Origin of the sequence: Cupriavidus basilensis (genome assembly GCF_029335485.1) — a bacterium.
GTDB lineage: Bacteria > Pseudomonadota > Gammaproteobacteria > Burkholderiales > Burkholderiaceae > Cupriavidus > Cupriavidus basilensis_E.
In genome coordinates this window covers 1-11,554 of record NZ_JARJLM010000594.1, presented here as the reverse complement: position 1 = coordinate 11,554, position 11,554 = coordinate 1, and the positions used below count along the sequence as shown (strand labels likewise).

The following is an 11,554-nucleotide window of genomic DNA, read 5'->3' as shown; positions in this document are numbered from 1 at the left end:
CGCCTGGCCCTGCCTGCCGACCTCTCCGGCGCCGCCGGCAGCAACCGGGCCCGCGGCGGCACCCCGCAGATCGCGGCCGCCGATGATCTGGCCGCCGTCACCGCCTGGCTGGCCCGCTACACCGATACTCCGGCGACCCTGCAGACCTACCGGCGCGAGACCGAGCGGCTGCTGCTGTGGGCCGTGCTCCAGCACGGCAAGCCGCTGTCGTCGCTGACCCATGAGGATCTTCTGTTGTACGAGCGCTTTCTGGCTGACCCGCAGCCGGCCTGGCGCTGGGTCATGGCATCGCGCAAGAAACTCGCGCGCAGCCATCCGGACTGGCGCCCCTTCGCCGGCGCCCTGTCCTCACTCAGCACGCGGCACGCCATGGTGATCCTCAATGCCCTGTTCGCCTGGCTGGTCGAGGCCGGCTACCTGGCCGGCAACCCGTTGTCGCTGGCGCGCCGCCGCCGCGGGCAGGCCAAGCCCCGCATCACGCGCTACCTCAGTCACGAACTGTGGCAGGCGGTCAAGGACACCATCGAGGCCATGCCGGGTGCGAGCGACACCGCCACCGAGCGCGAGCGCCTGCACGCGGCGCGCTGCCGCTGGCTCTTTTCCGTGCTCTATCTCGGTGGGCTACGGGCGGCGGAGGTGGCCGAGACGCGCATGGGGGCATTTTTTTGCCGGCGCGATGTCCACGGGGTGGAGCGCTGGTGGCTGGAGGTAACCGGCAAGGGCAATAAGACGCGGCTGGTGCCGGCCACCGACGAGCTGGTGGCAGAACTGGCGCGCTACCGCCGCGCCCACGGCCTGCCGCCCAGCCCGATGCCCGGCGAAGATCGCCCCCTGGTGCTGCCAGTCATTGGCCAAACCCGGGCGCCCCGGCCCTTGTCGCGCGGCGCCCTCCACCTGATCATGAAGGAGGTGTTCGCGCTGGCGGCCGAGCGGCTGCGCGCGCGGACCAGATTGGGAAAGCCGGGCCGAGGTGCTGGCCAGCGCGTCGGCGCACTGGCTGCGCCATACCGCTGGCTCGCACATGACGGACCAGCAGGTGGACCTGCGGTTCGTGCGGGACAATTTCGGGCACGCGTCCATCTCGACCACCAGCGCCTACCTGCATACGGAGGACGATGCGCGGCATGAGGCCACGCAGGAGTGCCCCGGATCGGCTGGGCGTCTGCCACCGCGGCACCAGCCCGCGCGCAGCCGGAGACGGTGCCATTGGCCCCCGGTGTCGGCACGCCCGGGAAATATTCACGTTCGTGAAAGTATCCGTGACCCTGGCTCTCGCCCCTCGCAGCCCCGTTCTGCAGGTACGGGGGATGGACAGGACGCTGGCCGCCAGCCCGTGTGAGATGTGCATGCTAGCCGCGGCGCGCCGCTCGGCACAGCGCGCGTCCACCAGCGCCAACTCGCACGCGCAGGCCTGGAAGAAGCGCTTGACCTGGCGATAGAGCGTGCCCGGCTGCAGCGGTGCGGCCGCGCCGGCGCCGTCGGCTTTCAACCAGGGCGCACGCGCCGCCGTGTCGGTCGCGTGGCCGAGCAGGGCCACCGGCTCGCGCTGGTCGCGCGGATCGGCCGCGAAGCCCCGCGCGACCAGGTACCGGCCCAGCGCCACCACCACCCCGTCCGGCACCGGCACCCGCCGCACCTTGCTGCGCTTGCCCAGCACCGTCAGCCACCACCCCTCCTCACGCTCGTGCGTGCCCGGGCGCGGCAGGCTCACCCGGTCGAGATCCGCCGTGGCCAACGACACGACCTCGGACAGGCGCAGGTCGGTGCGGTACAGCAGCGGCAGCGCCACCTGCAGGCGCTGGCTGGCGGACGTGGGCGGCTGCTCGGCCAGCCGGCCGGCGACGAAGGCCCATTGCGCCTCGCTCAGGCTGCGGCCGGTGTCCATCTCTGGCTTGGCGCTCTTTGGCACATGGATGCCCTGCCAGGGATTACCGGCCAGGTAGTTCTTGTCTTTGAGGTAGCGGTACAGATTGGCCAGCACCCCGATGGCATAGGACTGCGCGCGGGGATCGAGCGGCCCCTCGAACGGCCGCCACACCGGGCTCCAGCGCTCACGGGAGCGTGGTGCACACTAGTCGGAGAACCTGGCCCGGCGTCCTTACCTGCCCGTTGCCAACACGCGCTGTCCATCGTATAGGTCAAGCCGCTTCCTGGCAGCAGTTTGACGTGCAGGACATGGCGGATCAGCCAGTGGTCTTGGCGAAACACCTTCCAGCCACCGTCGATTTCCCATTCGAACGTGATATCGAACTCGGTGATGTCCAGCGTTAGCGGTACTAGCCAACCATTGCGGATCGATCGCGACCCACCGACAAAGTACCGTCGGTTTGGGTAAGGTTGTCTCACGATTACCCCACCCTCTGGGGCAACCACGCAAGGTAGTGTGCTGGTGACGGTGAGATCGATGCACTCACACGACAAATGGGAATGGGAGGTGAACGACTGACTTCCTGAGAGTGCCTTGATCGGCACGAAAAGCCGCGGTAGGACATGCAAGAGCGGCCGGTCGGCATCGCCGGCACCAAGCGGCTTTCCATTGCGGTCGACAATCCGCGACTCTCCGTTAGCAAGTAGCTGCCGTGCATACTTCATCATTCTCCGCGGGAAATCACGGCACGTGCTGTGCCGCGTGGGATAGCGCGCGACGGTGTTCGTCGCCCCGGCCCCGCTTCTCCTCTCTGAGATGCGCTACTGGATTGGCATTCGTCGCATGGGTGCAGAGGAGACTAAGGGAGAACGCAGGGTTCAGAAAATGAAGATGTGACAGTGTGGGCGAACCGGAGATGCCAAAGGTCGCTATAGCGATTGCCGCGAGTTGCAAAACGCCCTTGGGCTCGGCCTGTCCGGCGAACATCAGACGGCCTACTGCCATGGGCGGAGGGACGAGCTATTTCCTCAAAGTCTAGGGCCAATGGTTTCCAAGAACTTCGCGCGCGCGTACGCGTCTTCCTGGTCTGAGATCGGATCTCGCATTACGGTCATCGTGACCGCGTTCCCGGCTCGCCTCGAGCGTAACGGAACCGTCTCTCCCCGCGGTCCGCGCTTGAGCCGGTTGGCTTGCCGCAAGATCTCTTTCTTCGTGCCTTCATCAGGCAGGTCGTAGTCTTCCAGGCAGACGCCGCCAAGGAAGACGAGCTCATCGAAATCCGAAACCTCCCCCTTCCTCTGCGGGGTTTCTATTTCATTGCAATCTCCCGAACTATCACCGACAGTAATATCACACTGCCCGTGATTAATACTCACCAACTTACCGGAATATAGATTGAATCATGGATGACGATAGGAATGAGGCTACGCCACAAACTCAATCAGAGGTGAAATACGCTTCAATTGAAGAGCGTGTAAAGAGGATAATCGCAGAGCAACTCCAATATCCAGTCGAGATTGTGAAAAATGACATGTCACTGGTCGGAGACCTTGGCGCTGACTCGCTGGACGTTGTCGAGATAGGGATGGTCATGGAAGAGGAGTTCGAAATCGAGATTCCGGAAGAACAGGTCGAGCGCTACTTCACGACTGTCCAGAGTATCATCGATTACATCAAAGAAAGGGTAAGACATGAAAAATCGACGTCCGGCAATGATGCCCCAGAGGCCGCATGATGGTGTCCAGCTAAATTGATGGGAGCCGTACCTTTGCGACGACCCGGCAGGTGTGGCTGTTCATTTACTACTATCCACCAAAGCGAGCGGGTTGTTCATTTCAGACTCGGTGAGGTATCCGGATGGCCACGATGCAGAGGATTTCCGGAGACAGGAAGGCCAAGGCGCAGGATCTCACCAACCAGGTGTGACGCTGTCATGCCGGCTACGCCGGCGCCGACCCACGGGCTCGAAACAGGGAGAACGCAAGGTTCAGAAAATGAGGATGGGGTAGTTGGGGCGAACCGGAGAAACCAAAGGCACCATAGCGATTGCCTCGATATGCAAAACGCCCTTGGGCTCGGCCAGTCTGCAAATATCAGACGGCCTACTGCCAAGGGCGGTATCAGAACAGTCTAACACGCGACTCTGGGTCAAGGATGGCCCGTCTTGCATGTTGTGCCACGATCGTCAGTTCGGATCAACGGCCTCAGCAGGTTCGAAATGAGCAGCGTAATCCATAGCGCAATGCTCCCACTCGATCAGCGACCAATTGCCGGTTATTATCCACGGGTCAGTCCTAGATCGGACAGCGCCATCAAGCTCCCACCCGGAATGATCACTCGCTGATATATGCCATGACCATTTCACATAGTCCTTGCATACACAATAGCTTCGGATGATACCAGGCACCCCGGCGGGAGCCTTATATGCAAGGTAAGCTGTAAACTCTTCATTTGCAGAGTTCCCATGAACGTACCCAACCTCATAATGATTGAATAACCCACCATCGCGGCATGGGAGACCAGGTTGGTCTTCGTACCAGAACTGATCCGACGAAGTGTCGGCTAGAGTGTAGAATATCTCACTATAGTCTGTCGGGTCCAGAAATGGCCGCTCGGATCCAGCGTATTGCACCGGTCCGTCTACGGGCGTCCTTGACCGGAATCCAGTGATCGTCTGTAGAAAACCAATTCTTCCACCGAGAAGAGCCGGGTTGTCAGAGTAATGAATGCTTTCTTGGCTTTGAACGGCACAGGTCAATAAAGGCGGCTCTGTCTCGTTACTCAATTTCGGGCCGCTATACATTTCGATTTTTCTTGATGTATGGCGAAACGAAGGCGCCATGACTTCCACCGTAAAATAGCTTTCATATTGATCCACTTTCCCGTTGTATATGAAATCGGATTTCACGGTGACCAAATAGCGTCCGGTTTTACTCCACGCCGTGGCCAGCTGCGAAGGGACGCCTGTCTCTGCCCCACCCTGGACCGTCTGTCCGTTGGCGATATACGCAGTACCTCGTTGTGCAGTCTGAATATTGTTGTTCAGTATTTGCTCACCTGGCACATTAAACACGCTTCGCAGGATTTGCGCGCGTTGCTTGTTCACAAATACTTCGGTCTCAATGACAACAACTGCACCAATGGGGGCAGCAAATACTTCGCCGTCACCCACGGAAACTCTCTCCCCCTTCTCATTTAGGTGGATCGCCACATTGATGAAAGCTTCTGAATTTTCCATGGTTTGGTCCCTTGTGATGTGCAAAATATGATTCACGACGGAAGTAAAAACGAGGATTCCCGTTGTGGCTCGATCGGCGTACCGGGTTCTATTCCCCGTCTGGAAATGGAATCAGTACATCGACTTACCTACTTTGCGTTGTGAATGTATGCAACTCAAGGACCGGGTTTCCCCCAATAACGGGGGGCAGCTTTTGCAACGACTCAGCGGGCCGAAGATAGATTCGAGTGAGCGGCGCATCCCGTCTTTCGGGGGAGCACCTATCCGAGTGCGAAGATGCCAGCCGCCCGTTCGTAGGGATCTGCTGTATTGATAAAGCCGTCAGAATAGCTGTCGCCTTATGGAAATTGGTTTGGTTGGTTGAACTGCGAGAGGCGACCAATTTTGGGCTCGTCGCAGCTTTCAACCCATCCCCGGGAGAAAGCGCATGCCACGTATCTATCCCCTGCTCCTGCTCCTGCTCCTGCTCGTCGCGGCGCTTCAGTTCGCGGGTGCCACGGCGGAGGCGTCTCCGGCGGCGCCGGCTCCTGCCAACCCGCCCGGGGCTTCCGGCACCACACCCGCCGCGCCTGCCCCCCCTCGAACTGCGATCCCTGCTGCCCCGACTGCCTCAGACGCGTGTACGGCATTGTCTGCGCAAGAAGCGGTATCCGCGATCGCCCGCGTGGCACACGGCAGCTTGCCGAAACAGGAGCAGCGGGCGCGGATCGCCAGCCGTCTCGCCCACCTGCCCAACTCAGGCGCAGTCGATGTCTTGCTCTTTCGTCCATTCGACCCTGCCGAAGCAATAAACTATAGAGTTATCGTGATGGACACGAAATCCACCGATGCCCTGTTCAGAGCCGATCCCGCCAATCCGGTACTAGTCACGCCTACCGTTGCGCAGGTCATGCCTATCGGGCGTGTTTCCGCTGAGCTGGCCACCAACGGCCCGGGTGGCACGGACTTCTTGTGGAAGGAGACGCCGGTTCCGAAGACGCTCATCCGCTTCTATCCCGAGATCGATTCTCTCACCCTGTTCCGCAAGAGCGTGACGGTATATGTACTCGGGTGCAAGAGAACGGATGACGGCACTCCGGCGGTCGTCGGATCGTTCGATACTCGCCTATCGAGCAGGGCTGCTTCGTCCAGTTGTGCTCTGTTTCTCTGCGTCTTGTTCTACCTGGCGGCCGTGCTTGCGACTTACTACATTCGCAAATCGGCGCGCAAGGCAAAGGCTGCAAACGGGCCAAAGGATCTCGTGCCACCACCGAATCAGGGCACGAACTACGCAACGGTCTGGCGTCACTTCGATCCCGTGGTGCTGACGGCCGGGCCCAATGGGCGTGGCAGCCCCGCCAAGTTGCAGATCCTCTTCTTCTCGCTGGTCGTACTGGGTCTGGTCTTCTATATCTGGATGCTGACTGGACAACTCACCGGACTCTCCACCACCGTTCTCCTGCTGATGGGCATTTCCGGAATCGGCGCCACTGCGGCGGCGGGAGCTGAGGTGACGAAGAACCGGCTGGACTTTGACAACTGGGCCTGGCTGATCAATCACGGCTGGCTGCCCAAGGGCGGCATCGCCGAGGTCAATCTCGCACGATGGAAAGACATCTTCGCGACGGATGGCGAGTTCGACGTCACCCGCTTCCAGATGGTGACCTTCAGCGTCATGGTCGGCCTCGCTCTCCTCTCGGCCGGCGCGCAACTGACGGATCTCAGCACATTCGAAATCCCCGAGGGGCTGCTCGGCATCCTCGGCCTGAGCCAAGTGGTGTATGTCGCGGGAAAGCTGGTGGCGCCGCCCTCGATCAGCGATCTCAACAAGAAAGTCACCGATCTGCGGGCGGCCGAGGCCTCCCTGCAGGACAATGTGGAAAAGTCGAATGCCCACCTGCTGGCGAATACGGTCGTACTGCTGAGCGAGAGTGACGACATCAAGGCCGCAAAAGCGGCATACCGCACCTACTTAGAGAGTTGGGGAACAACGCGCACGATGTTTGAGAGCACACTCGGACAACTTTTGCCTAAAGCGTGGAATCTGCGGCCGCCGTTCCGTGTGCCTCGCATAGTGGGAGGGGCTGCGGCGCTCCAGCCCGGCACGGTAGGGGGCGCTTACGGCGTTACCTTGACCGCTATGGGCGGTCAGGAGCCTTATGTGTGGACACAGGCGGGAGGGAGTCTGCCTCCCGGCATTACCTTGATAGGTACGGGTCAGTTGATAGGCGCTCCCACGCTCGCAGGCCAATACACCGTTGTCGTGCAAGTTGTCGACAAGGCAAATGCGACGGCCTCGGGCCAATTCACAATCCTTGTAACGTAGGCGAGCCCGATCGCCGTCAAACCGGAGTGGGCGGCAGCCCGGTCATCACGATCGCAGGTCTGCGACATCACAGATCTGCGACCGTGAGAGCCGGCCGCGTGTTGCGCCGGCCCTCCTTGTGGGTAGCGATCGACGAAAGGAGCAAAGGGACGAAGAACGGGCTCAATGAAGGTGAACCGGTACGCGGGCAACAGCGGGTCAATCAGGCACAAGTTGGTCGCCGGTCTGGTAGGCGTTCGTGAAATCGTACAGCCCATTTGTGCCGCCATTGACGAGCCGGCGCGCGGCCTGGAAGTCTCCGTGGAGCAGCGCATCCTTGATGGCGAGTTCGCGGTCGCCAATGAACAGCGCCAGCAGATTGGCCGCGATGCTTGGATCGTTGGCGAGCTCGGGTTGTCTCACCAGGTCCTGCGCTGGGTCCAGCTGGGGACCATAGGTTGCGTAGTTGGTGCGCCCGGTGAGCTGCACGAAGCCCCGCCCGCAGTAGCGCGCTCCATCGGGCGGGCCCTGGTTCCCAAGATCGGCGCGGCGATCGTAGAGGTCAAAGTCGTGGCCGTTTGGAGAGGTGTTGAAGCGAGAAACGCCTTCGCTGATCGGCCGGAAGCTCGCGGTCTCGGCGCGGATCGTGGCCAGTGCCGTCAGCACCATTCGCTTGTCCTGCAGCTTGTGGTCGACCAAGGCCTGCAGCACCACGGGCAGGTTGGCCTTGATATTGCCCAGCGGCGTTTGCGGAAACATCCGGCTGACCACCTGCACAGTAAAAGCGTCGGTGGCGTCGGGCAGGGTGTCGTCGGTCACCAGTCCCAGTTCGGCGAGTGTTCGCGGACCGGCCTTGCCGTCGGCCAGCAGGTTCTCGCTTTGCTGGAAGGCCATCACCGCCGCGATCGTGCCCTGACCGAATTTCCCGTCGATGGCGCCTGGGCTGAATCCGCGCTCCTTCAGCGCATTCTGCAGTTGCGTAACGGCGGCGCCGGAATCTCCCAGTTGCAGGATTGCAGGCATGGTGGTCTCCTCGTGTAGTGGCCTCGGGGCCAAGTTGGCTATGTTGGTTATTGGTAGTTGAGTATGTGGCGTACGGTAGGTGAATCGCTAACCTTGGCGGGCGCACAAGTCGGACAGCCCGGCTCTCGGAATTTTTTCTCTTCAATACCACCCCGTCATTATTTCTGAGATGAACTAAGACAGGAGGTATCCGGCTTAATTTTTTCGGAGAAGAAGACGCTGAAAACATTATTCTGCAATTCTTCCTGCCTCTTCTTTAGAGCGAGATAGCCATTCCGGACACATTCTCCAATACCTTCCGGATAGTTGAGGCCGGTAACCGTATTTCCGACTGCATTGGTGTATGCGCTCACATTCAGGCGATCGGTGTCTTTCCACTTTGCCATGACGGCCCTATAGGCTTCAGTCTGGGTCATGGCCTCTTTGAAAACAACAGGGATTTCATTGCCCAGGACAAGCTGAGAATTCTCAACAATCACCGTCTCGATCTTGATATTAATCGGCTGGAACACCATCGCCATCCAATTACGCCATTGATCGGTTTGTTCAACTGTTGGAGGATGAGATGGGTCGAAAAAATAGCGTCTCCCACCGGATGGCCAGTGCATTCGTTTAAATTGAGCCCAAGCGGCAGAAGATGCGACGTTTAGCGAATAGAGCGGGCCATATAGCTGCTTGATCTGCTGGTTTACATATGTCAGCTCTGACTCTCGAATCTTATCGACGAATGAAACGGCGTATGTTGCTATTGCTGGCATTATCGCCAAAATAATTGCCACCCCCTTCGTCGAAATGGTTTTTGAATATCCTTTTTCGACTGACGGATTATTTAATCTTGTTATAATTCTTGGCGTGGGCATTTATATTCCATCTTTAAGCAAGCAATTCTCCAAGCCAGCAGCAAAGTCCATAACGCGTTGCACGCCCTGCCAGATGGCTTTGACACCTGGTTCGCCGTCGCCCTCCACATACGTCGTCGCCTTCCGCTTCATTGTCGTCCCTCGAGGTGTGGACTACAGATGGACACGAGAATGCCTGATCAACCAGGAATTCGAATCCCACGTGAGAGGGGTCGCCGGAGCGTAGGGACTAGGTGAGGCGGCCGCGGACGAACGCGGTGGGCGTGCACTGGCAACGCAGCAGACGATTGGCTTTCCGCCTGAGGGGAACCAAACGGACATGGCTCCCCCGCGGACGTGCTTGCGGCTCCGACACGGCTGGTGCCGGCAATCAAGGGGGGCCGGCTAAGCGGAGCGTCGCGACCGCCGGCGCCCAGTTATGCGCGAAACGCGCCACACCGGCTGCCGTTCCGTCAGTCTTGCCTATTCCTGCAGACAGGAACAAAGCTGACTTCCTGCTAAGGGATCGGATGACAAAAGATGACGGTCTGACGTCGGTTGGCACAATTGAGCCGCCATGCACGTTACGCTCGGGCGATTGGCAGGGGCTTTTAGACCATCCTGAACGGATATTCGAAAAAAAGGCCGCTGTGTCGGCTGCGGCCATATAAAGCTCGTTCGGGGTCAATTTACGATCGAGTGCGATCAGTCTGGCGCGGCGGGAAGCCGGACGGTACCGCCTGACAGTAGGGTACCGCATGGTCCGATTCATTATCCGGCGTGAGTTTCACAATGGATGCGTAAATCGGATATCGGATTCGACCGTTCCCAACCGGCCGTAGCCAAAGCAGATCTCGCCTCCCAGACTGTCCAGATAAGCATTTTCCGATGCCTCGCCATCACCATAAAGTGAGTAACTGGCCAACCGCCCGTTCGCCTCGAAATAGGTCCGTGCCTTGGCGTAGCTCTCCCGCCTCCTGAGGGTAGCCGCAAGCAATGTATTCGATTGTCAACGATCCTTGGGGCTGATGCCGAGTGACGGTTCATGGCCGGGTACAGCCCAATGCAATCCGTATACGCAGCCCCGGGCCTCGCAATGCAGCAATCGGCAGGACGCGACGCGACCCTTAAGAGACCGATGCGTTGCCCCATAGCGGTCGTTCGTTCTAGCGAAGCGTGGTGACAGTTTCTGCCGATTTGGCAGCTACAGTCGGCCAGCGCGCCCGCCGGATTCGGAAAACCATGCCGCGCCGACCGCAACTGTCCGGCATCGAACCCGATTTTCGCTTGCGGTTAGCTTGCCCCAACTCACCAGAGAGCTATAGAAGCTGGTGCACGCTTTCCTTGATGGCGGTGAACTAGAATCCGTCCTCCTCCAAACGAATCTGAAATGCAGCAGGCACCTCAACTCTACCGTTTGGATCGTAGCTTGCAAGGTTGGCGTCAAGTATCTCTACGGCTCTATCGAAAATGCGATTCTGCTCGCTAGTGCTGGCACCGTCCCATCGATCGATGAGCGCTGAATCGATGAGGATAACGAGCGGTGCATTCCGCCTTCGCTGCTCGCGGGAATCGCGGACGGTCCAGATAACCCTAACGTGTCCGTCATCCCCCGACTCATCAAACTCCGCATCGTACGGGAAGACATCCGATCCTTCGACGGCACCTTCAAGCCATTCAGCGGCACGGCCCATAGTCTCCTCCTATCGTTTCGAGGAATCGTAGCATGACCAAGAACGCATCCGACAACGAATGCCGCAATCGTTGCCCAAACCAATCCCACGGTTGCGCCCAGCCAGAAGCTACGCTGTCGAGTGGTGTCATCAACCAGCATCCACGTCGAGCGTATCCATCGACAATAGAACGTCAGCGCAGCCATGAGCGCACCAACAACAAAGGCCGCAAGCGCAGATAGGCCATAGGGCTTGAACAGGCCGAACTGCAGGACCTTCTGAACCAGCGCCTGGAGTAGGCCAAGCATTGCAAGCGCGCCACCACCATTCAGCACCGCAAGGCCCTTGGCACTCTCTGTAAGCACCTGCTGCATATGGGCTTCAGCCGCAATCTGTTCAGAATGGGATCGACCGGCACTTCCATCGTCGATAGATCTCGGACTGCCCATCGCGCCCTCCCGCTAGAACTTGGAGGAATCGTAGCATGAAGCACCTGGCGCTCGGACCCTCAACGGCGAGGCAGGCGCCATCCTCTCCGACTGCGAGCAACACTGCTACCGCCTGTGGCGCGAGTGGGATCGCACCCGCCCCGAGCTGGGCTTCATCATGCTCAACCCGTCGACCGCCGAC

Annotated in this window: 7 protein-coding genes and 1 pseudogene; 4 read left to right on the top strand and 4 right to left on the bottom strand. The window is 59.6% G+C overall.

The genetic code is table 11. The features are described 5' to 3' along the window. Positions 1-1,251 (top strand): annotated as a pseudogene (locus P3W85_RS36880) (tyrosine-type recombinase/integrase); the annotation flags it as partial. Positions 1,252-3,269: 2,018 nt separating this feature from the next. Next, positions 3,270-3,602, top strand: coding sequence for an acyl carrier protein (gene acpP / locus P3W85_RS36875; protein ID WP_276268423.1), 333 nt, complete (start codon positions 3,270-3,272; stop codon positions 3,600-3,602). Positions 3,603-4,052: 450 nt separating this feature from the next. Here acpP and P3W85_RS36870 read toward each other — a convergent pair whose 3' ends face one another. Beyond that, positions 4,053-5,105 (bottom strand): hypothetical protein, encoded by a 1,053-nt coding sequence (locus P3W85_RS36870; protein ID WP_276268422.1) that lies wholly within the window; start codon positions 5,103-5,105, stop codon positions 4,053-4,055. A gap of 427 nt (positions 5,106-5,532) precedes the next feature. On the opposite strand from P3W85_RS36870, the gene P3W85_RS36865 reads away from it, so the two are divergent. Further along, positions 5,533-7,410, top strand: coding sequence for an Ig domain-containing protein (locus P3W85_RS36865; RefSeq protein WP_276268421.1), 1,878 nt, complete (start codon positions 5,533-5,535; stop codon positions 7,408-7,410). Between the two features lie 198 nt (positions 7,411-7,608). On the opposite strand, the gene P3W85_RS36860 is transcribed toward P3W85_RS36865, so the two are convergent. From P3W85_RS36860 to P3W85_RS36850, 3 genes are all read right to left on the bottom strand, one after another. Further along, positions 7,609-8,412, bottom strand: coding sequence for a peptidoglycan-binding protein (locus P3W85_RS36860; RefSeq protein ID WP_276268420.1), 804 nt, complete (start codon positions 8,410-8,412; stop codon positions 7,609-7,611). Between the two features lie 158 nt (positions 8,413-8,570). Next, positions 8,571-9,272, bottom strand: coding sequence for a hypothetical protein (locus tag P3W85_RS36855; RefSeq protein WP_276268419.1), 702 nt, complete (start codon positions 9,270-9,272; stop codon positions 8,571-8,573). A gap of 1,432 nt (positions 9,273-10,704) precedes the next feature. Beyond that, on the bottom strand, positions 10,705-11,298 hold the full coding sequence (locus tag P3W85_RS36850; RefSeq protein ID WP_276268418.1) for a hypothetical protein: 594 nt from the start codon (positions 11,296-11,298) through the stop codon (positions 10,705-10,707). A gap of 154 nt (positions 11,299-11,452) precedes the next feature. Here P3W85_RS36850 and P3W85_RS45710 point away from each other — a divergent pair. After that, positions 11,453-11,554: DUF1643 domain-containing protein (locus tag P3W85_RS45710; protein WP_430869692.1), on the top strand; the 102-nt coding region annotated here is incomplete at its 3' end.

What these genes read in the sequence shown, in the direction of transcription:
- acpP (WP_276268423.1), top strand. Translation starts at nt 3,270, where the DNA reads ATGGATGACGATAGGAATGAGGCTACGCCACAAACTCAATCAGAGGTG.
- P3W85_RS36870 (WP_276268422.1), bottom strand. Translation starts at nt 5,105, where the DNA reads ATGGAAAATTCAGAAGCTTTCATCAATGTGGCGATCCACCTAAATGAG.
- P3W85_RS36865 (WP_276268421.1), top strand. Translation starts at nt 5,533, where the DNA reads ATGCCACGTATCTATCCCCTGCTCCTGCTCCTGCTCCTGCTCGTCGCG.
- P3W85_RS36860 (WP_276268420.1), bottom strand. Translation starts at nt 8,412, where the DNA reads ATGCCTGCAATCCTGCAACTGGGAGATTCCGGCGCCGCCGTTACGCAA.
- P3W85_RS36855 (WP_276268419.1), bottom strand. Translation starts at nt 9,272, where the DNA reads ATGCCCACGCCAAGAATTATAACAAGATTAAATAATCCGTCAGTCGAA.
- P3W85_RS36850 (WP_276268418.1), bottom strand. Translation starts at nt 11,298, where the DNA reads ATGCAGCAGGTGCTTACAGAGAGTGCCAAGGGCCTTGCGGTGCTGAAT.